This is a genomic window from Leifsonia sp. McL0627, from assembly GCF_058244615.1.
Map to the genome: position 1 here is coordinate 105,644 of NZ_JBZCGM010000006.1, position 19,353 is coordinate 124,996.

At 69.4% G+C, this 19,353-nt stretch carries 18 protein-coding genes and 1 pseudogene; 16 read left to right on the top strand and 3 right to left on the bottom strand.

Translation table 11 applies throughout. The features are described from left to right. Positions 1–259 precede the first annotated feature (259 nt). Genes argC through AC37TH_RS16600 form a run of 9 tightly spaced genes read left to right on the top strand, consistent with a single transcriptional unit; the run spans position 260 to position 9,025 of the window. Positions 260–1,303, top strand: coding sequence for an N-acetyl-gamma-glutamyl-phosphate reductase (gene argC / locus AC37TH_RS16560; protein ID WP_490765442.1), 1,044 nt, complete (start codon positions 260–262; stop codon positions 1,301–1,303). Beyond that, positions 1,300–2,454, top strand: coding sequence for a bifunctional glutamate N-acetyltransferase/amino-acid acetyltransferase ArgJ (gene argJ, locus AC37TH_RS16565; protein ID WP_490765443.1), 1,155 nt, complete (start codon positions 1,300–1,302; stop codon positions 2,452–2,454). The genes argC and argJ overlap by 4 nt, the downstream gene beginning before the upstream one ends. Further along, positions 2,454–3,377, top strand: coding sequence for an acetylglutamate kinase (gene argB, locus AC37TH_RS16570; RefSeq protein WP_490765444.1), 924 nt, complete (start codon positions 2,454–2,456; stop codon positions 3,375–3,377). Before argJ ends, argB begins: the two co-directional genes overlap by 1 nt. After that, on the top strand, positions 3,374–4,588 hold the full coding sequence (locus tag AC37TH_RS16575; protein WP_490765445.1) for an acetylornithine transaminase: 1,215 nt from the start codon (positions 3,374–3,376) through the stop codon (positions 4,586–4,588). The genes argB and AC37TH_RS16575 overlap by 4 nt, the downstream gene beginning before the upstream one ends. After that, positions 4,585–5,514 (top strand): ornithine carbamoyltransferase, encoded by a 930-nt coding sequence (argF, locus tag AC37TH_RS16580; RefSeq protein ID WP_490765446.1) that lies wholly within the window; start codon positions 4,585–4,587, stop codon positions 5,512–5,514. Before AC37TH_RS16575 ends, argF begins: the two co-directional genes overlap by 4 nt. Before the next feature lie 47 nt (positions 5,515–5,561). Next, positions 5,562–6,758, top strand: a complete 1,197-nt coding sequence (locus AC37TH_RS16585) for an argininosuccinate synthase (RefSeq protein ID WP_490765447.1) — start codon at positions 5,562–5,564, stop codon at positions 6,756–6,758. A gap of 8 nt (positions 6,759–6,766) precedes the next feature. After that, positions 6,767–8,233 carry an argininosuccinate lyase gene (argH, locus tag AC37TH_RS16590; protein ID WP_490765448.1) on the top strand — a complete coding sequence of 489 codons (1,467 nt, stop codon included), beginning with the start codon at positions 6,767–6,769 and terminating at the stop codon, positions 8,231–8,233. Then, a complete protein-coding gene (locus AC37TH_RS16595) occupies positions 8,233–8,364 on the top strand; it encodes a hypothetical protein (protein ID WP_490765449.1) in 132 nt (43 codons plus the stop codon). The genes argH and AC37TH_RS16595 overlap by 1 nt, the downstream gene beginning before the upstream one ends. A 13-nt stretch (positions 8,365–8,377) precedes the next feature. Further along, positions 8,378–9,025, top strand: coding sequence for a DNA-3-methyladenine glycosylase (locus AC37TH_RS16600; protein WP_490766073.1), 648 nt, complete (start codon positions 8,378–8,380; stop codon positions 9,023–9,025). Between the two features lie 13 nt (positions 9,026–9,038). Here AC37TH_RS16600 and AC37TH_RS16605 read toward each other — a convergent pair whose 3' ends face one another. Together AC37TH_RS16605 and AC37TH_RS16610 are read right to left on the bottom strand one after the other, a co-directional pair. Beyond that, on the bottom strand, positions 9,039–9,635 hold the full coding sequence (locus AC37TH_RS16605) for a hypothetical protein (RefSeq protein ID WP_490765450.1): 597 nt from the start codon (positions 9,633–9,635) through the stop codon (positions 9,039–9,041). Continuing rightward, the gene (locus AC37TH_RS16610; protein WP_490765451.1) at positions 9,632–10,273 is read right to left on the bottom strand and encodes a DNA-binding protein; all 642 of its coding nucleotides are present in this window, start codon (positions 10,271–10,273) and stop codon (positions 9,632–9,634) included. The genes AC37TH_RS16605 and AC37TH_RS16610 overlap by 4 nt, the downstream gene beginning before the upstream one ends. A 137-nt stretch (positions 10,274–10,410) precedes the next feature. Here AC37TH_RS16610 and tyrS point away from each other — a divergent pair, with 137 nt between their 5' ends. Further along, positions 10,411–11,712 (top strand): tyrosine--tRNA ligase, encoded by a 1,302-nt coding sequence (gene tyrS / locus AC37TH_RS16615; RefSeq protein WP_490765452.1) that lies wholly within the window; start codon positions 10,411–10,413, stop codon positions 11,710–11,712. 9 nt (positions 11,713–11,721) lie between these two features. On the opposite strand, the gene AC37TH_RS16620 is transcribed toward tyrS, so the two are convergent. Next, positions 11,722–13,038, bottom strand: coding sequence for an acyl-CoA dehydrogenase family protein (locus AC37TH_RS16620; protein ID WP_490765453.1), 1,317 nt, complete (start codon positions 13,036–13,038; stop codon positions 11,722–11,724). A 149-nt stretch (positions 13,039–13,187) separates the two neighbouring features. Here AC37TH_RS16620 and AC37TH_RS16625 point away from each other — a divergent pair, with 149 nt between their 5' ends. The 6 genes and pseudogenes from AC37TH_RS16625 (at position 13,188) to AC37TH_RS16650 (ending at position 19,331) form a co-directional block, all read left to right on the top strand. Beyond that, complete coding sequence (locus tag AC37TH_RS16625; RefSeq protein ID WP_490765454.1) at positions 13,188–14,849, top strand: ABC transporter substrate-binding protein; 1,662 nt, start codon at positions 13,188–13,190, stop codon at positions 14,847–14,849. A 2-nt stretch (positions 14,850–14,851) separates the two neighbouring features. Further along, a complete protein-coding gene (locus AC37TH_RS16630) occupies positions 14,852–15,847 on the top strand; it encodes an ABC transporter permease (protein WP_490765455.1) in 996 nt (331 codons plus the stop codon). Further along, a complete protein-coding gene (locus AC37TH_RS16635) occupies positions 15,844–16,734 on the top strand; it encodes an ABC transporter permease (RefSeq protein WP_490765456.1) in 891 nt (296 codons plus the stop codon). Before AC37TH_RS16630 ends, AC37TH_RS16635 begins: the two co-directional genes overlap by 4 nt. A gap of 85 nt (positions 16,735–16,819) precedes the next feature. Beyond that, positions 16,820–18,055, top strand: a pseudogene (locus AC37TH_RS16640) (ATP-binding cassette domain-containing protein); the annotation flags it as partial. Positions 18,056–18,288: 233 nt separating this feature from the next. After that, positions 18,289–18,384 carry a hypothetical protein gene (locus AC37TH_RS16645; RefSeq protein ID WP_490766074.1) on the top strand — a complete coding sequence of 32 codons (96 nt, stop codon included), beginning with the start codon at positions 18,289–18,291 and terminating at the stop codon, positions 18,382–18,384. 149 nt (positions 18,385–18,533) lie between these two features. Beyond that, positions 18,534–19,331 carry a TlyA family RNA methyltransferase gene (locus tag AC37TH_RS16650; protein WP_490765457.1) on the top strand — a complete coding sequence of 266 codons (798 nt, stop codon included), beginning with the start codon at positions 18,534–18,536 and terminating at the stop codon, positions 19,329–19,331. The last annotated feature ends 22 nt before the right edge of the window (positions 19,332–19,353 follow it).

Consider the following 19,353-nt stretch of genomic DNA (forward strand, 5'->3'; position numbering starts at 1 on the left):
CGAGCCGGGCGCGGGGTGGCGAAGGTGAGTGCAACCGTGGGCAGCGGGATTGGTGCGGGGCGCCACGCTGACGATAGGGTTGGCGCATGCTTTCGGGTCTGCGCACTGACGACACGCGGCCGGCTCTTGCCGCCCGCGCCATGCGCCGACGCCTGCGCGACCGCCGAATCTAGGCGGCGCTGACCCGACCCTTCACGAGGGCCGACGTGGGTGCCGCCTTCACCGAGGCCCCCTGTCGTCCACTCAATAAGGTAGAAGCATGACTTTCCAGGTAGCCGTGGCCGGAGCATCCGGATACGCGGGCGGAGAGCTCCTCCGGATTCTCGCCGGTCACCCCGACTTCGAGATCCGCACTGTCACGGCGCATCAGAATGCCGGGCAGCCGCTCATCGCACACCAGCCCCACCTCCGTTCCCTCAGCCACCTCACCCTCGTCGAGTCGACGGCGGAGAACCTCGCCGGTCACGACGTGGTCTTCCTGGCCCTCCCGCACGGCAAGTCCGGCGAGATCGCCGCCCAGCTGCCCGCCGATACCCTCGTGGTCGACTGCGGCGCCGACCACCGCCTCGAGAGCCCGGAGTCGTGGGCCGCCTTCTACGGCGGCGAGCACTACGGCTCCTGGGCGTACGGCGTGCCTGAGCTGCCCGTCGGCGACGGCAAGCAACGGGATGCGCTGGCCGGTGCCAAGCGCATCGCCGCTCCCGGGTGCAACGCCAGCGCCGTCTCCCTCGCGCTCGCCCCCGGCATCGCCGCCGGGCTGATCGAGGAGGAGGACATCGTCGCGGTCCTCGCCGTCGGGCCGTCCGGAGCTGGCAAGAGCCTCAAGACCATGTACCTGGCCAGCGAGATCCTTGGCTCCGCCAACCCGTATGCGGTCGGCGGCACGCACAGGCACATCCCGGAGATCCAGCAGAACCTCCGCAAAGCGGGGGCCGCGCAGCCCACTGTCTCGTTCACCCCGGTGCTCGTGCCGATGTCGCGGGGCATCCTCGCCACCTCGACCGCCCGCCTCAAGCCCGGCGTCACGCCGGAGCAGGTGCAGAGCGCGTGGGAGGCCGCCTACGACGGCGAGCCGTTCGTGCAGGTGCTGCCCGCAGGTTCCGTGCCGCGCACAGCGGACGTGCTTGGCGCGAACACGGCGCTGATCGGCGTCGCGGTCGACCAGGGCACCGGCCGGGTCGTCACCGTTCTCGCGCTCGACAACCTTTACAAGGGAACGGCTGGCGCAGCCATCCAGTCCGCCAACATCGCCCTCGGTCTCGACGAGACCGCCGGCCTGACCGTGAACGGAGTGGCACCGTGAGCGTCACAGCAGCAGCCGGATTCGCCGCAGCGGGCGTCGCAGCCGGCCTCAAGGCCAGCGGCAAGCGCGACCTCGCGATCGTGCAGAACCTCGGACCGCTCACCGCGGCGGCGACGGTGTTCACCACCAACAGGTGCAAGGCCAACCCGGTCCTCTGGAGCGAGCAGGTCATCCAAGACGGCGTGGTCTCCGCCATCGTCCTCAACTCCGGCGGCGCCAACTGTTACACCGGCGCGCAGGGCTTCCAGACCACGCACGCGACCGCGGAGGCCGTCGCCGAGCAGCTCGGCGTCTCTGCCGGAGACGTGCTCGTCTGCTCGACCGGCCTGATCGGCGACCAGCTCGACCTCGGCAAGCTGACCGCCGGCGTCGTGGAGGCGAGCAGCGCGCTCGCTTCCGACGCGGGCCTCGCAGCGGCCGAGGCGATCATGACCACTGACACCAAGCCCAAGCAGGCCGAGCACCGCTCGCCCGCCGGGTGGACCCTCGGCGGCATGGCCAAGGGCGCAGGGATGCTCGCGCCCGGCCTCGCGACGATGCTCGTCGTGATCACCACCGACGCCGTGCTCGACTCCGCCCAGCTGGATGTGGCACTCCGGGCCGCCACGCGGGTCACCTTCGACCGGCTCGACTCCGACGGCTGCATGTCCACCAACGACACGGTCGCCCTGCTCGGGTCCGGCGCGAGCGGCGTCGCCGCGGACGAAGCCGAATTCGCTGAAGCGCTCACCGACGTGTGCCGCAACCTGGCCGAGCAGTTGCAGGCCGACGCCGAGGGCGCCTCCCACGACATCGCCATCGAGGTCGTCAACGCCGCGAACGAGGATGACGCCGTGATCGTCGGACGCGCCGTCTCGCGCAGCAACCTGTTCAAGGCCGCGATCTTCGGCAACGACCCCAACTGGGGACGCGTGCTCGCCGCGGTCGGAACGACGGATGCCGCCTTCGACCCGTACGGCATCGACGTCGCCATCAACGGCATCCAGATCTGCACGGCGGGGGAGCCGGACCAGCCCCGCGAGCTGGTCGACCTCACGCCGCGCGCCGTGCACATCCTGATCGACCTGCACGCGGGCGACGCGACGGCGACGATCCTCACCAACGACCTCACGCACGACTATGTGCATGAGAACAGCGCGTACGCCAGCTGATGACCGACTCAACGAATCCAGAGTCCGACGCGGCCGAGGCCGAGGAACGGCGGAGCGCATCCGCCAAGGCCGAGACGCTCATCGAGTCGCTTCCGTGGCTGAAACGCTTCCACGACCAGATCATCGTTGTGAAGTTCGGCGGGAACGCGATGGTCAGTGAGGAGCTGCAGCAGGCGTTCGCCGAGGACATGGTCTACCTCCGCTACGCGGGCATCCGCCCGGTCGTGGTGCACGGGGGAGGCCCGCAGATCTCCGCGATGCTCGACAGGCTCGGCATCGAGTCCGAGTTCCGCGGCGGCTACCGGGTGACGACGCCCGAGGCGATGGATGTGGTGCGTATGGTCCTCACCGGCCAGATCAATCGCGACCTCGTCAGCAACATCAACAAGCACGGTCCGCTCGCCGCCGGGATCTCCGGAGAGGACGCCGGGCTGTTCCAGGGCCGCAAGCGCGGAACGGTCGTCGACGGCGTCGAGGTGGATCTCGGGCTCGTCGGCGACGTGATCGGCGTGAACCCGGAGTCGGTGCACGCGCAGGTGGAGGCCGGGCGCATCCCGGTCGTGTCGTCCATCGCGCCGGACATCGACGACCCCGGGCACTCGCTCAACGTGAACGCCGATGCGGCCGCAGCGGCCCTCGCCGTCGCCCTCGGGGCGGCCAAGCTCGTCATCCTCACCGATGTCGCCGGGCTCTACAGCGACTGGCCGAACCGCGACTCCCTCCTGTCGAAGATCGACGCCGCCGAGCTGCGCGAACTGCTGCCGTCGCTCGAATCGGGCATGATCCCCAAGATGTCCGCCTGCCTCGACGCGGTCGACGGCGGTGTCGCGAAAGCGGCGATCATCGACGGGCGCATCCCGCACTCGATCCTGCTCGAAGTGTTCACCCAATCGGGGATCGGAACGGAGGTGGTGCCGTCATGAGCACCAGCACGACGACCGGCTGGACCGACCGGTTCGGCCACACCATGATGCGCACGCTCGCCACGCCCAAGCTGATGCTGGCGCGCGGAGATGGCTGCCGCGTCTGGGACGTGGACGGCAACGAATACCTCGACTTCCTCGCCGGGATCGCCGTCAACTCGCTCGGCCACGCGCATCCGGTGCTGGTGGATGCGGTGAGCCGCCAGATCGCGACCCTCGCGCACGTCTCCAACTACTTCGCCACCCCGCCGCAGCTGGAGCTCGCCGAGCGCCTGACCAGGATCACCGGTGCGGGCGACAAAGGCCGCGTGTACTTCTGCAACTCGGGCGCCGAGGCGAACGAGGCCGCCTTCAAGCTGGCCAGGCTCAACAAGTCGGGCGGTCACCGCACCCGCGTGCTCGCCCTGAACAACGCGTTCCACGGCCGCACGATGGGCTCGCTCGCGCTCACCGGCAAGCCGCCGATGCGCGAGGCGTTCGAGCCGCTTCCCGCCGGGGTCGAGCACATCGACACGACGATCGAGGCCCTCGAAGCCGCGATCGACGACAGGGTCGCCGCACTGTTCATCGAGCCGATCAAGGGCGAGGCCGGCGTGATCGACCTGCCGGACGGCTTCCTGAAGCGCGCCCGCGAGCTGACAGAGCAGCACGGCGCCCTGTTGGTCATCGACGAGATCCAGACCGGCGTCGGCCGCACGGGGCGCTGGTTCGCGTACGAGCACGCCGACATCCTGCCGGACGCCGTGACGGTAGCCAAGGGCATCGCAGGCGGCGTGCCCATCGGTGCGCTCGTCACGTTCGGCTGGGCGTCCGAGCTGTTCTCGCAGGGCCAGCACGGTTCGACCTTCGGCGGCAACCCGCTCGCCACCGCGGCAGGCAACGCCGTGCTCGGCGAGATCGAGCGCGCCGACCTCGTCGGTAATGCCGAGCGCCGCGGCGAGGAACTGCGGGCGATCATCCGCGGCTACGACTCCCCGCTGATCGGCGAGGTGCGCGGCCAGGGACTCCTGATCGGCATCGGGCTGACCGAGGGGGATGCGCACCGGCTGTCGGATGCGGCGCTCGCCAACGGCCTGATCATCAACGCCCCCAACGAGTCGAGCATCAGGCTCGCACCGCCTCTGATCGTCGGCGACGAGGAGCTCGCCGAGTTCCGCGAGCGTTTCGGCCGAGCCCTCGCCTCCATCCACACCACAGGAAAGAAATCATGACCAGGCATTTTCTGCGCGACGACGACATCACTCCCGCCGAGCAGGCCGAGATCCTCGACCTCGCGGTCCAGCTCAAGCAGGACCGCTTCGGCAGCAAGCCGCTCGCCGGCCCGCAGACCGTCGCGGTGATCTTCGACAAGTCGTCGACCCGCACGCGCGTCTCGTTCGCCGTCGGCATCGCCGACCTCGGCGGCAGCCCGCTGATCATCTCCACCGCGAACAGCCAGCTCGGCGGCAAGGAGACCCCGTCGGACACCGCCCGCGTCCTGGAGCGCATGGTGTCGGCGATCGTCTGGCGCACCTATGCGCAGTCCGGCCTCGAGGAGATGGCGAAGGGGACCACCGTTCCCGTCGTCAACGCCCTCTCCGACGACTTCCACCCGTGCCAGATCCTCGCCGACCTGCTCACCATCCAGGAGAAGCGCGGTGCGCTCGCCGGGCTCACCCTCACCTTCTTCGGCGACGGGGCGAGCAACATGGGCCAGTCCTATCTGCTCGGCGGTGTGACGGCCGGGATGCACGTGCGCGTCGCAGCCCCCGCCGGTTACCAGCCGAGCGCGGAGGTCGTCGCGGACGCGGAGGCCATCGCGGCGCAGACCGGCGGGTCTGTCGCGCTGTTCACCGACCCGGCCGAGGCGGCAGCGGGCTCCGATGTGATGATCACCGACACCTGGGTGTCGATGGGCAAAGAGGACGAGAAGGCGGAGCGCATCGCCGTCTTCGGCGGCTACCGCGTGGACGCCGCGCTGATGGCGCTGGCGAAGCCGGACGCCCTGTTCATGCACTGTCTTCCCGCCGACCGTGGCTACGAGGTCACGGCCGATGTGATCGACGGCCCCCAGTCGGTCATCTGGGACGAGGCGGAGAACCGCCTCCACGCCCAGAAGGCCCTGCTGGTCTGGCTGCTCGCGAAGAACGCCGCATAAGCGGCACTCCCTAGAATCTTTTACGAACCACAAGCTGAAGGAGAATCATGGCGGAACGTGTTGTTCTCGCGTACTCGGGCGGTCTCGACACCTCGGTCGGCATCGGCTGGCTGAAGGACGCGACCGGTAAAGAGGTCGTGGCCCTGGCGGTCGACGTCGGGCAGGGCGGAGAGGACATGGACGCCATCCGTCAGCGCGCGCTCGACTGCGGCGCCGTCGAGTCCATCGTCGTCGACGCGAAGGACGAGTTCGCCGACGACTACATCATGCCGGCGCTCAAGGCCAACGCGCTCTACCAGAAGCGCTACCCGCTGGTCTCCGCGCTCAGCCGTCCGGTGATCGCCAAGCACCTCGCGCAGACCGCGAAGGCGCTCGGCGCCGACAGCGTGGCCCACGGATGCACGGGCAAGGGCAACGACCAGGTCCGGTTCGAGGCTGCGGTCGCCGCCCTCGCCCCCGACCTCACGTCGCTCGCCCCGGTGCGCGACTTCGCGCTCACCCGCGACAAGGCCATCGTCTACGCGGCGGAGCACAACCTCCCGATCGAGCAGTCGAAGAAGTCGCCGTACTCCATCGACCAGAACGTGTGGGGCCGCGCGGTCGAGACCGGCTTCCTCGAAGACCCGTGGAACGCCCCGATCGAAGACCTGTACACCTACACCCAGGACCCGACGGTCACCCGCCAGCCGACCGAGGTCGTCATCTCGTTCAGCGAGGGCATCCCGGTCGCGATCGACGGCAAGCCGGTCACCCCGCTGCAGGCCGTTCAGCTGATGAACGAGGTCGCAGGCGGCCAGGGCGTCGGCCGCATCGACATCGTCGAGGACCGCCTGGTCGGCATCAAGAGCCGCGAGGTCTACGAGTCGCCTGCCGGCATCGCGCTGATCGCCGCCCACGAAGAGCTCGAGAACATGACCGTCGAGCGCGACGTGGCCCGCTACAAGCGCACGGTCGAGGCCAAGTGGTCGGAGCTCGTCTACGACGGCCTCTGGTTCTCCGGACTCAAGCGTGCCCTCGACGTCTTCATCGACGAGACGCAGAAGTACGTCACCGGCGACATCCGCCTCAAGCTGCACGCAGGGTCCGCGGTCGTCACCGGCCGCCGCAGCGACACCAGCCTGTACGACTTCAACCTCGCCACCTACGACACCGGAGACACCTTCGACCAGTCGCTGGCGAAGGGCTTCATCGAGCTGTGGTCGCTGCCGAGCAAGATCTCGGCCCGTCGCGACCAGGCTCTGTAAGGAGTACGGTGTCCGATCAGAACGATCAGCCGGCCGCAGGCAATCGCGCCGGCGAGGCGGGAGCCCTCTGGGGCGGCCGCTTCGCCGGCGGGCCGTCGCCGGAGCTCGCAGCGCTGAGCAAGTCCACCCAGTTCGACTGGCAGCTCGCCGCGTACGACATCGCCGGTTCGCGTGCGCACGCCCGTGCCCTCGCGGCGGCGGGCTATCTCGTGCCGGAAGAGCTCGACGGGATGCTCGATGCGCTCGACCGGCTGGATGCGGACGTCGCCTCCGGCGCGTTCGCGGCGCTCGAATCGGACGAGGACGTGCACTCCGCCCTGGAGCGCGGCCTGATCGAGCGCGCCGGAACGGAGCTCGGCGGCAAGCTGCGCGCCGGACGCAGCCGCAACGACCAGATCGCGACCCTCGTGCGGCTCTACCTGCGTGACCACGCCGGTGTCGTCGCCGAACGCCTGATCGCCTTGATCGACGCCATCGCCGCGCAGGCGGACGCGCATCCATCGGCCATCCTGCCAGGGCGCACGCACCTGCAGCACGCCCAGCCCGTTCTGCTCGCCCACCATCTGCTCGCGCACTGCTGGCCGCTGGTCCGCGACCTGGAGCGTCTGGCCGACTGGGACAAGCGCGCGAACGTCTCGCCGTACGGCTCCGGCGCCCTCGCCGGTTCGACACTCGGGCTCGACCCGCTGCTGGTCGCGCGCGACCTCGGTTTCGCCGCCAGCTCGGAGAACTCGATCGACGGAACGGCCGCCAGGGATGTGGTGGCCGAGTTCGCGTTCGTCTGCGCCCAGATCGGCGTCGACCTGTCCCGATTCGCCGAGGAGATCATCCTCTGGAACACGCGCGAGTTCGGCTTCGTCACCCTCGACGATTCGTACTCGACCGGTTCGTCGATCATGCCGCAGAAGAAGAACCCGGACATCGCCGAGCTCACCCGCGGCAAGGCCGGGCGTCTGATCGGCAACCTGACCGGCCTGCTCACCACGCTCAAGGGCCTCCCGCTCGCGTACAACCGTGATCTGCAGGAGGACAAGGAGCCGGTCTTCGACTCCGTCACGACGCTCGAAGTGGTGCTGCCGGCGTTCACCGGCATGGTGGCGACGCTGCACTTCCACACCGACCGGATGGCGGAGCTCGCGCCGCAGGGCTTCTCGCTCGCGACCGACGTGGCCGAGTGGCTGGTCAAGCAGCACATCCCGTTCCGGGACGCACACGAGATCACGGGCAACCTGGTCAAGTACGCCGAGGAGCGCGGCCTGGAGTTGAGCGACGTCGACGACGCCGGTCTCGCCTCCGTGTCGCCGCTGCTGACACCGGATGTGCGTGCAGTGCTGACCATCGACGGCTCCGTCGCCAGCCGCGACAACGTCGGCGGCACCGCCCCCGTGCGCGTCGCCGAGCAGCTCGCTGCGCTCACCGAGCGGGTGCGAACGCTGACCTCCGCCTTCGTCGCGGCCAGAAGGGATCTCGGCTGATGAGCGGGTCTCGACCGGACAAGAAGTCGCCGAAGTATCCGTGGATCATCCCGGCGATCGTCGTGGTCGCCGTGCTGGTGATCGTGGTCGGCCTCATCGTGACGGTCGTGGCCGGCGGCCGGATCTTCTGAGCGGCACTCTGTGATGACGGAGGGCGGCGACGCCGGGCTCTTCCGGCCGGACCGGGAGTTCTTCCTGGCGTCGTCGCTCGATGTCGCCCCCAGACTGCTCGGCGCCGTGCTGCGGCACGAGACGCAGGAAGGCACTGTCGGCCTGCGGATCACCGAGGTCGAGGCGTACATCGGCGACGGCCTCGACCCCGGCTCGCACGCCTTCCGCGGCCGCACCAAGCGCAACGCCGTGATGTACGGCGAGCCCGGCCACCTCTACGCGTACTTCACCTACGGGATGCACGTGTGCGCAAACGTCGTCTGCTCGCCGCCCGGTGAGGCATCGGCCGTGCTGCTGCGCGGGGCGGAAGTGGTGGAGGGCGACGAGCTCGCCGCCCTTCGCCGTTCCGGGCCCTCCGGCCGCGTCGTGCCCCGGCGCGACCTGGGGCGTGGACCTGCCAGGCTCGTCGTCGCCGCGGGGATCACGCTTGCCGACGACGGCGCCGACCTGTACGCCGCGCCGTTCTCGCTGCTGCTGCCGCGCATCCCGTTGCCGTTCGAGACGGGGCCGCGCACCGGGGTGTCAGGGGCCGGTGGGGGAGCGGCATTCCCGTGGCGCTATTGGCTGCCGGGCGAGCCGACGGTGTCTGCGTACAAGCGGCACCCGAAGTCGCACGACTAGAAGGGTCGCCGCCTCAGCCGGCCGCGACCCGGAACAGCACCGCGCACACGCACGCCCAGACCAGGCTGGTCAGCGTGCCGATGATGAACCGTTCCCGCGACTCGGCCACGTCCAGTTCGGTGAAGCGGCCGACGCCTTTGATGGCGACGAGCACGGCGATGGCCTCCGGGAAGCCGGCCATGATCGCGCCGGTCGTCGCGAAGCGTTCCAGGAAGCCGATGGTCGTGCCGCCGCGGAGCACCTCGCGAGTGCTGTCGATGCCGTCGAGGCGTTCGGGGACGACGATGCCGCCGTGCACCCCTTCGACCGTGGCCCGGGAGGCGAGGGCGAGCACGACCTGCGAGGCCGGTCCGCCTCCCGCCACGCTGAGGGCGATCGCGACGATGCCGATGAGCACCTGGAAGAGCAGGGGAGCGTGCTGGCCGGGCAGGAGCACGAACACGACGGCCAGGGCGAGCAGCCCGGAGGCGACGTAGACGAGCGGGCGTCGTGGCGAGCGGAGGGTCGCGACCATGCAGCACAGGGAGGCGATGGCCAGCACGAGAGTGGCCGACCAGGCGGCGATCGGTCCGATCACCCCGAACAGGGAGTGGATGGGGATGGTCGTCACGCTCTCTCCGTTCTCCGGCTGGACACGTCTGGCGCGGACACGGCGGTGTCGTCGGCGCGCTCGACCAGCCTAGTCAGCGCCGGGACGGCGGCCAGTTCGACACGGAGGTTCGCCGCGCGCGCCCTGTCATTGGCCGACTGCGGCGTGATGCCGAGCCTGGCGCCGGCTTCCGCCTGGGTGAGACCCGTCACGAGCAGGTCGTAGAGCTCCCAGCCTGCCTCCGATCGCCCGGCCCGGATGGTCAGGAGGAGGTTCAGCACGGCCTCGACATCGGCGGCCGATTGCTGGTCCGTGACCGATTCCGCTGCGAAGCGGGTGGTTGCGCGTTTCGCCCTGGTGACGGCCTCCCTGGCCGCGACGAACGCGTCCCCCGCCGCTTCGCGCGTCTCGGCCGGAAGCGGGGTGCGCACGGCGCCGATACCGAGGCCGACGCTCCACGCTCCGTGCCTGGTCAGCTCCAGGGTGAGGTCGACGGCGGCGTCCGGCGACGCCGTGAGGGCCTGGAGTTCGTCTCCGGCGTTGCGGTCGACGGGGAGTTCGAGGCGGCCGGTATATCGGTCGTTGAGGTCGTTCAAGGTCTGGGCGACGATGTCCTGGCGGTTTCTGCTGTCCACCTGGTCGGCGGTGATGACGTACATGCAGCGCTCCTTCCCATCAGGCCTGAGAACCTGATTCTGATAATATCAGGCCCACAGACCTGATTCAACCCTCATCAGGCCCACAGCCCTGATCCCGGTGGAGTCCGGCCCTCTCATCCCGCTGATAATCTGAGTGCGTGTCCGACTCCGAAACGCTCAACGCACAGACCAACGACCCGTCCTTCGACGACGTCTGGGATGAGCTGAAGTGGCGAGGGCTCATCCACGTCTCCACGGATGAAGCAGCGCTCAAACAGCTCCTCGCTGGCGAGCCGATCACCTACTACTGCGGGTTCGACCCCACGGCGCCCAGCCTGCACCTCGGCAACCTGGTGCAGTTGCTCACCATGCGCAGGATGCAGCTGGCCGGCCACCGGCCCCTCGGCCTCGTCGGCGGCTCCACCGGCCTGATCGGCGACCCGCGGCCGAGCGCGGAGCGCACGCTGAACACCAAGGAGACCGTCGCCGAGTGGGTCGGCTACCTGCAGGGGCAGGTCTCCCGCTTCCTCAGCTCCGAGGGCGACAACGCCGTGCGCCTGGTCAACAACCTCGACTGGACGGCCCCGCTGTCCGCGATCGACTTCCTCCGCGACATCGGCAAGCACTTCCGGGTCGGCACCATGCTCAAGAAGGACGCCGTCGCCACACGCCTCAGCTCCGACGAGGGCATCAGCTACACCGAGTTCAGCTACCAGATCCTGCAGGGCATGGACTTCCTGGAGCTGTACCGCGCATACGACTGCGTGCTGCAGACCGGCGGAAGCGACCAGTGGGGCAACCTCACCAGCGGAACCGACCTGGTCCGCCGCGTCGAGCACGTGCCCGTCCACGCCATCGGCACCCCGCTGATCCTCAACAGCGACGGCACCAAGTTCGGCAAGAGCGAGGGCAACGCCATCTGGCTGGATGCGTCGCTCACCAGCCCGTACGCCATGTACCAGTTCTGGCTGAACACCGACGACGCCGACGTGATCGACCGCCTCAAGGTGTTCACCTTCCTCAGCCGCGACGAGATCGCACGACTCGCAACGGCCGTCGCCGACGAGCCGTTCCGGCGAGAGGCGCAGCGCACGCTCGCATACGCGGTCACCAGCCTGGTGCACGGCGCTGCGTTGACGGACGCCGCCATCGCGGCCGCGCAGGCGCTCTTCGGCCAGGGCGAGCTGACGGCTCTGGATGCGGTGACGCTCGAGTCCGCGCTGCGCGAACTGCCGAACACCACCACCGCCCCGTCGGCGACCGTGACCCAGTCGCTGGTCGACACCGGACTCACCGCGAGCCTCGGCGAGGCCCGCCGCGCCATCGCGCAGGGCGGCGTCTACGTGAACAACGTGAAGGTCGAAGACGGGGAGACGCCGGTCGGCGACCTCGTGCTCCCCGGCAACGTCATCGTCCTCCGCCGCGGCAAGAAGACCCTCGCCGGCCTGTTCGTCGAGTAGCGGAGCGGGTCATTCCCGCGCGGGCGCACCGGCTCCCGTCGGCGTGTGCTCGCGCCCCCACGTCGCGAACGTGCCGTTCAGTTCGTACTCGCCGATGCTGCGCGCCCGCTGGCGTGCCGGGTTGTGCGAGGCGAGCGTGCGCGCGTTGCGCCAGTGCCTGTCGAGCCCGAAGCCGAGCCCGACGGCGCTCGCCCCTCCCACCTCGAACAGTTCCGTCGTCGCTTCCAGCACGATGCCCGGCAGGATCTGCTGCACCCGGAACACCCCCAGCGCCGCCTCCCGGAACGCCGCCCGCCGCGTCTCCAAACGAGTTGTCCCGAATTGCCGTGCGCGCACGTCGGCTTGCGGCAATTCGGGACCACTCGCTGCGCGGAGGACGTCGAGCTCGCGCGCAGCGGAGAGCACCAGGCGGCGGGCGGCATCCGCCGCGCTGCTGAGCTGTCCGACGACCTGCTGCACCAATGCGTCGTGGCGGGGGAGCGCCTCCCCGGCGAAGCCGAAGATGCGCCGCCTCGGCCGCACGAACTCGACGGTGTCGCGGAGGGCGGCCGCGGCGATGCCCGCCTGCACGGCGAGTAGCGTGAGCTGGAACACCGCGGCCACGTATTCGCCTGCTCCGTCGTCCTCGTCGCTCCAGCCGGCCACGTCGGCCTCGTCGATCGGCACAGACGCGAACACGGTGGTGCCGCTGCCGGTGAGCGGCTGCCCGAACCCGTCCCAGTCGTCGACGCTGGTGACCCCGGGATGCGACGCGTCGGCGAGCACGTTCACCCTGTCGTCGCCGAGACGGGCAGTCAGCAGGATCCAGTCGGAGTAGATGCTCCCGGTCGTGTAGTACTTCGTGCCAGACAACCGCAGACCGTCCGGTGTCCGTTCGACCTCCGTCGCGACCTCAGCGGTGTCGCTCCGTTCCGACTGTGCGTTGCCCACCAGGATCCCGGATGCGCTCCTCGCCAGCCACTGGTCGGCCCACGCGCGGTTGTCGTCCACGTGGAGGCTCTCGACGAAGCCGATGTGCCCCCGGAACACGTGCGCCAGGTTGGGGTCGATGGAGGCGAGGTGGACGAGCCGCTCGAACACGTCTTCCAGCGAGCCGCCTGCACCGCCGTGTTCGACCGGCACTCGGAGTGCCCCGAACCCCGCGTCGACCAGCCGCCGCACGGGCTCGTGCAGCAGCACGCGGTCGCGTTCGCGCTGCAGGGTCGTGCCGGTGAGCTCGGCGGTGAGGTCGTCGATCGCGGCGTCAAGCGCATCCACTGGACGGGTGAAGCCGACGCGCGATAGAGCGGGGACGGACAGGGCGGGGAGGGTGCTGGTAGCTGCCATGGACGGGGACGTTACGCACGGCCGGACCGCTGCGTCACGCGCCGTCGTCACGAAGCGTAAGGAACGTCACAAACCGCAATCCGGGCTCGACCGGCGCTCGGGGGCGCCGCGATAGTCGTCGCTCGTACCCCTCCCTGAAAGGACGACCGATGGCAACCTCGCCCCTCGAGACCCTCGGCGCACGAGCGCTGAGCCGACGCAACTTCTTGGCGGCGACCGCCATCGGCATCGCCAGCGCGACCATCCTGGCCGGCTGCGCCGCCGACGGGACGCCCGTCGTGGCGGGCTCGCGCGGCGGCACCCTGACCTACCTCGACCCGGAGATCCCGACCTCGGCGCAGGTGCAGGAGTCCGGCACCTGGCAGACCCGCGACCTCATCCAGAACCTGGCCGACCGGCTGATCAACCGCAACCCCAAGACATTCGAGCTCGAACCGTGGATCGCGGAGAGCTGGACGCAGTCGGCCGACGGTCGCGATTACACGTTCGTGATCCGTGAGGGCGTCACATACTCGGACGGCACGCCGCTCGACGTCGCCAGTGTGAAGAAGAACCTCGAATGGCAGGTGAACGGCGACAGCAAGAACGGCGTCTCGGCGAACAGCCAGTTCCCGCGCGCCATCGCCGTGACGACCGACCCGGTCAAGCGCGAGGTGCGCGTGCACCTCGACACCCCGTACGCGCCGTTCCTCAACGTCCTCACCTCGTGGAGTTCCGGTCTTGTGGCGAACGCGACCATCGACGCCCCGCACGACCAGCAGGTGAAGTACGTCAAGCTGGTCGGAAGCGGCCCGTTCCGTGTCTCGTCCGAGACATACGGCAAGCAGTACGTGCTCGAACGCCGCTCCGACTACGCCTGGGCTCCGGCGAGCGCGAAGAACCAGGGCGAGTCGAAGCTGCAGAAGATCGTCTGGGTGCCCACAGAGGACGACGCGGTCAGGCTCGGCGCTGTGCAGTCCGGGCAGGCGGGCATCCTGCGCTATGTCGAGCCGAAGGACGAGATCGCGCTCGCCAAGCAGAAGTACACGATCGTGGCGAAGTCGGGCGTCGGCCTGTCGAACCAGTGGTTCCTGCGCACGACCACCCCACCGCTCGACGACCTCCGGGTGCGCCAGGCGCTCTCGCACGCGATCGACCGCGAGCAGCTCCTGAAGGACATCTACACGAGCAGCTGGAGCGCGGCCACCAGCGTGCTCTCCCCGCACACCTTCGGGTACAAGGATGTCTCCGACTCGTTCGCGTACGACCCGACGACGGCGGAGCAGCTGCTCACACAGGCCGGCTGGACGGGCAAGGATTCGGCGGGCTACCGCACCAAGAACGGCACGCGCCTGCACCTCAAGACGTACATCGACGTGTACGACAACACCGGCAACGCGTTGTTCCAGGCCGTGCAGTCGCAGTTCAAGGAGCTCGGCATCGAGCTGGACCTGAACAAGCTCGACTACTCCAGCTACTGGGCAAAGGCGTTCGCCGACAAGGAGGTGGGCTTCCTGCGGGTCGGCTGGCCGCATCCCGACCCGACGGTCGGACTCGTCGAGTACTACAGCAAGGGCGGCTCCGACCTGTTGGGGCTGAAAGGTACGGACGCGACGCTGGAGAAGCTGCTCGCAGACCAGCTCGTCGCCGTGGACGACGCGCAGCGGTCGAGCCTCCTGCAGCAGACCCAGGACCACCTGATCACCGAGAAGGCGTATGTCATCCCCATCCTGAACGACAGCCAGGTGTTCGTGGTGCGGCCGGGGATCACGGGGTTCGAGCTCTCGGACGGTGCCCTGCCGCTGTTCTCGAACGTGAGCGTGCCGAGCTGATCATGCCATCCACCGGATATGTGCTGAGACGGGTCGGTCAGTCCGTCGTCGTCATCGCGATCGTGTATGCGCTCACGTTCGTCGCGCTCTTCGTCCTGCCGGGCGACCCGATCGACAACAAGATCAACAACCCGGTGAACCCGCTGCCGCAGTCGACAGCAGATGGGCTTCGCGCTTACTACAACACCGACAAGCCGGTGGTCGTGCAGTTCTTCCTGTCGGTGGCGCGGCTGCTCCGCGGCGACCTCGGCTACTCGCTCACCAACGGCAAGTCGGTCGCCGACCTGATCGGGCAGGCGCTCGGCCAGACCCTCCCGCTCGCGGCCCTCGCGCTGCTGTTCACCGTGGTGCTTTCGCTCGGCATCGCCCTGGCGGCGACGCTCGCGCCGTGGAAGCCGGTCAGGGATGCGGCCCGCGCGGTTCCCGTGCTGTCCATCTCCGCGCCGAGCTTCCTGGTCGGCTACGTGCTGATCGTGGTCTTCTCGTTCCAGCTCGGCTGGGTGTCGTCGATCACCGACCAGGGGTTCGTCTCGCTCATCCTCCCGGCGATCACCCTCGCGTTCGCGTCGAGCGGCGCGCTCAGCCAGGTGCTCATCCAGGGACTCGGGGATGCGGCGGCCCAGCCGTTCGTGACCGTGCTGACGGCGAAGGGGGTGTCGCAGGGCGGGATCGTGTTCCGGCACGTGCTCAAGAACGGCGCCATCCCGTCGATCACGCTGCTGGCGCTGATCGTCGGCGACGTGCTCGCAGGGTCGGTCATCGTCGAGACCGTGTTCAACAGAACGGGGCTCGGCTACTTCACATACACGAGCGTGCGGGACCAGGACACCCCGACCATCGAGGCCATCGTGCTCATCGTCTCGGCCGTGTACCTGTCCATCAACCTGATCACCGATCTCGTCTACCCGGCACTCGATCCGCGGATCGGACAGGGCGTCGCCGGACGGCCTGGTGCCGCACGACGCACGACGACCACGAACACGGAGGTGGCGGCATGACCGCGGAAGCGACCGTCACGACCACGAGGGCCGGGCGCGACGGACGCCGGTCCGCCGCCGCTGCCGGCCGGCTGCGCAGGATCGCCGCGCGCCTCGGCTGGGTCGACTGGATCGCCGTCGCGCTGCTGGTCGCGCTGCTCATCGCGCTGGTCGTGCCCGGGATACTCGCGCACGACGACCCGCTCGCTGCCGACCAGTCCAGCGTCCTCGCAGCGCCGAGCCCGCAGCACTGGCTCGGCACCGACTACCTCGGCCGCGATCTCTGGTCGCGCATCGTCTTCGGCACGGGCAGGACGCTGCTGGGGTCGGCGGTCGCAGTGATCGTCGGCCTCGGCGTCGGCACTCTTCTCGGGCTCGTCGCCGCGTCGGCCGGAGGATTCACCGACGCCGTGATCAGCCGCATCGTCGACGCGCTCCTGTCGATCCCCGGTCTGCTGCTGGCGATGGTGATCGTCGTCTCGCTGGGCTTCGGCAGCCTCAACGCCGCCATCGCTGTCGGGATCTCGTCGGTCGCGACGTTCACCAGGGTGATGCGGTCGCAGGTGCTGACGGTCAAGAACCTGCCCTTCGTCGAAGCGTCGGCACACATCGGGGGACGTCCGGCCTCCGTGCTCTGGCGGCACGTGTTCCCGAACTCGTTCTCGGCGGTGCTCTCGCTCGCCGCCCTGCAGTTCGGCACGGCCATCCTGTGGATCTCGGCGCTCAGCTTCCTCGGCTACGGCGCCCCGCCTCCCGAACCGGAGTGGGGACTGCTCGTCTCCGAGGGGCGCCAGTACATCACGTCGTCTCCGTGGCTCGTGGTGTTCCCCAGCATCGCCATCGCACTGACCGTGTGGGCGATCAACCAGCTCAGCAACACCGCGAGGAACGGACGGAACCGTGGCTGAACACGACAACACGCCTCTGCTGGAGGTGACCGACCTGCGCATCTCGTATCGCACGGGGCGCGCGGACGCCGAGGTCGTGCACGGCGTGACCTTCGCCTTGGCCAGAGGCGAGACGCTCGCCCTCGTCGGTCAGTCCGGCTCGGGCAAGACGACCATCGCCAGAGCCGTCTCCGGGCTTTTGCCGGACGCCGGGCTCGTCACCGGCGGCACGGTCGTCTTGAACGGCACGGACGTCACCGGGTTCCGGCGACGGGACTGGCGGCCGCTGCGCGGCACCACGATCGGCTACGTGCCGCAGGACCCGCTGAGCTCCCTCGACCCCCTCCAGAGGATCGGCGGGCAGCTGGCCGAAGCGATCCGCGTCGGCAGGCCGGGCATCCAGCGCGCCGAGGTCCGGGCGAGGGCAGTCGCGCTCCTCGACCGCGTCGGCATCCCCGATCCGGATGCGCGAATCGCGTCGTATCCGCACGAACTGTCCGGCGGTCAGCTGCAGCGCGTCCTCATCGCCATCGCCATAGCGGCCGACCCCGCCTTCCTGATCGCGGACGAGCCGACGAGCGCCCTCGACGTGACGGTGCAGAAGCGCATCCTCGACCTCATCGACGAACTGCGCACGGAGCGCGGCCTCGGCGTGCTGTTCATCACGCACGACCTGGCGCTCGCCTCCGAACGCAGCGACCACGTCGCCGTCCTGAACGGCGGCGAGCTGCTCGAACACCGCAGGGTCGAGCACCTGCTGACCGGCGCTCAGCACGAGTACACGCAGCGCCTGTTCGCGGACGTGCCTGCCGCGACACCGGACAAGTACGCGCACCTGCGGCTGGTCGGCCGGGACGAGCATCCACCGGTCATCAGCCTGCGCGACCTGGGCAAGGTGTTCCCGGCGCGCACGGCGAAGGGGACGGGTTCGGGCGGCGTGACCGCGCTCGACAGCGTGACCCTCGACGTCGCGGCCGGCGCCGTGCACGCGATCGTGGGGGAGTCCGGCTCCGGCAAGACGACGCTCGCACGGATCGTCGCCGGCCTCACCCCGTATTCGTCCGGCACGGTGACGGTGCACGGACGTGAGCTGCCGCGCGCGGCCTCCAGGTTCAACGAGCGGCCAGAGGATCTGCTGCTCGTCTACCAGAATGCGCTCGCCGCGGTCGACCCCCGGTACACGGTGGAGCAGATCATCGCGGAGCCGCTCCGGATCACGCGGACAGGCTCGGCGCGCACGCGTCGCACCCGCGTGCAGGAGGCGCTCGACTCCGTCGCGCTCCCGCAGACGGTGCTCGGCCGACGGGCGAACGAACTGTCCGGCGGGCAGCGGCAGCGCGTGGCCCTCGCGCGCAGCCTGGTCGTCGCCCCGCGCATCCTGGTGCTGGACGAGCCGACCTCCGCGCTCGACGTGAGCGTGCAGTCCCAGATCGTCGACCTGTTGTTCGCGCTGCGGACCGAACACGACCTGACCTACCTGTTCATCTCGCACGACCTCGGCCTGGTGGAGCAGATCGCCGACCACGTCTCCGTGCTGAGCAGGGGGAACTCGTCGAGTCCGGCCCGGCCGCCGAGGTGCTGGCCGACCCGCAGCATCCGTACACGCAGGAGCTCCTGGCCGCTGTGCCGGGGCGGGAGATCTTCGAACGGAGCGCCGTCGCGTACCGTTGAGGCTATGGATGCGACAGACAGGGGTGAGGACGGGCTCGTCTCGCGCCTCACCGTGATCGAGGAGCAGGCGCTGACCGCGCGGGCAGAGGCGTACGCGCAGGTGCACGACGAACTGCGCGATCAGCTCGAGGGCGGCGACGTGCAGCGCCATGGCTGAGTCCCGTCTCGATGTCGCGCTGGCGGCCAGGGGTATCGCGCGGTCCCGCACGCACGCGGCGACGATCATCGCAGGGGGACTGGTGACCGTTGACGGCAAGCCGGTGACGCGCGCCTCCCAGAAGGTGCGCGACGACCAGGTGGTCGCGGTCGCCGGGGCCGATCACTACGTCAGCAGGGGCGCCCACAAGCTCATCGGGGCACTGGAGGCGTTCGGCATCCCGGTCGAGGGACGCGTCGCGCTCGACGCTGGCGCCTCCACAGGCGGGTTCAGTCAGGTGCTGCTGGAGCGCGGCGCCGCCAGGGTGATCGCCGTCGATGTCGGCCACGGCCAGCTCTCACCGGTCGTCGCCGCCGACGAACGGCTCTCCTCGTTCGAGGGCATCAACGTGCGCGGGCTCACCGCGAGCAGCCTCGCCGGGCTGCTCGGAGAAGACCTCCGGCCGGATCTCGTCGTCGGCGACCTCTCGTTCATCTCGCTGACGCAGGTGCTTCCAGCGCTCGTCGAGACTGCGGAGGACGGCGCCGACTTCGTGCTGCTCGTCAAACCGCAGTTCGAGGTGGGCCGCACCGGCATCAAGGAGGGCATCGTGCGCGACGCCGCCCTGCGCTCCGACGCCGTCACCTCCGTGCTCTGGGCGGCATTCGACGTCGGACTCGGGACCGCCGGCTTCGTCGCGTCGCCGATCGCCGGCAGCCAGGGCAACCGCGAATACCTGGTCTGGCTGAACGCCTCCGGCGCCAACCCGACCGAGTGGCTCGCCGAGGTGCAGGCGGTCACCGCGCACTGAACAGCTGGTTCTCCACAGCTGA

Excerpts from the sequence above, each read along its gene's own strand:
- AC37TH_RS16625 (WP_490765454.1), top strand. The coding sequence starts at position 13,188 with ATGGCAACCTCGCCCCTCGAGACCCTCGGCGCACGAGCGCTGAGCCGA.
- AC37TH_RS16575 (WP_490765445.1), top strand. The coding sequence starts at position 3,374 with ATGAGCACCAGCACGACGACCGGCTGGACCGACCGGTTCGGCCACACC.
- AC37TH_RS16630 (WP_490765455.1), top strand. The coding sequence starts at position 14,852 with ATGCCATCCACCGGATATGTGCTGAGACGGGTCGGTCAGTCCGTCGTC.
- argB (WP_490765444.1), top strand. The coding sequence starts at position 2,454 with ATGACCGACTCAACGAATCCAGAGTCCGACGCGGCCGAGGCCGAGGAA.
- AC37TH_RS16600 (WP_490766073.1), top strand. The coding sequence starts at position 8,378 with ATGACGGAGGGCGGCGACGCCGGGCTCTTCCGGCCGGACCGGGAGTTC.
- AC37TH_RS16635 (WP_490765456.1), top strand. The coding sequence starts at position 15,844 with ATGACCGCGGAAGCGACCGTCACGACCACGAGGGCCGGGCGCGACGGA.
- AC37TH_RS16620 (WP_490765453.1), bottom strand. The coding sequence starts at position 13,038 with ATGGCAGCTACCAGCACCCTCCCCGCCCTGTCCGTCCCCGCTCTATCG.
- AC37TH_RS16610 (WP_490765451.1), bottom strand. The coding sequence starts at position 10,273 with ATGTACGTCATCACCGCCGACCAGGTGGACAGCAGAAACCGCCAGGAC.
- AC37TH_RS16585 (WP_490765447.1), top strand. The coding sequence starts at position 5,562 with ATGGCGGAACGTGTTGTTCTCGCGTACTCGGGCGGTCTCGACACCTCG.
- argF (WP_490765446.1), top strand. The coding sequence starts at position 4,585 with ATGACCAGGCATTTTCTGCGCGACGACGACATCACTCCCGCCGAGCAG.
- AC37TH_RS16650 (WP_490765457.1), top strand. The coding sequence starts at position 18,534 with ATGGCTGAGTCCCGTCTCGATGTCGCGCTGGCGGCCAGGGGTATCGCG.
- AC37TH_RS16595 (WP_490765449.1), top strand. The coding sequence starts at position 8,233 with ATGAGCGGGTCTCGACCGGACAAGAAGTCGCCGAAGTATCCGTGGATC.
- argC (WP_490765442.1), top strand. The coding sequence starts at position 260 with ATGACTTTCCAGGTAGCCGTGGCCGGAGCATCCGGATACGCGGGCGGA.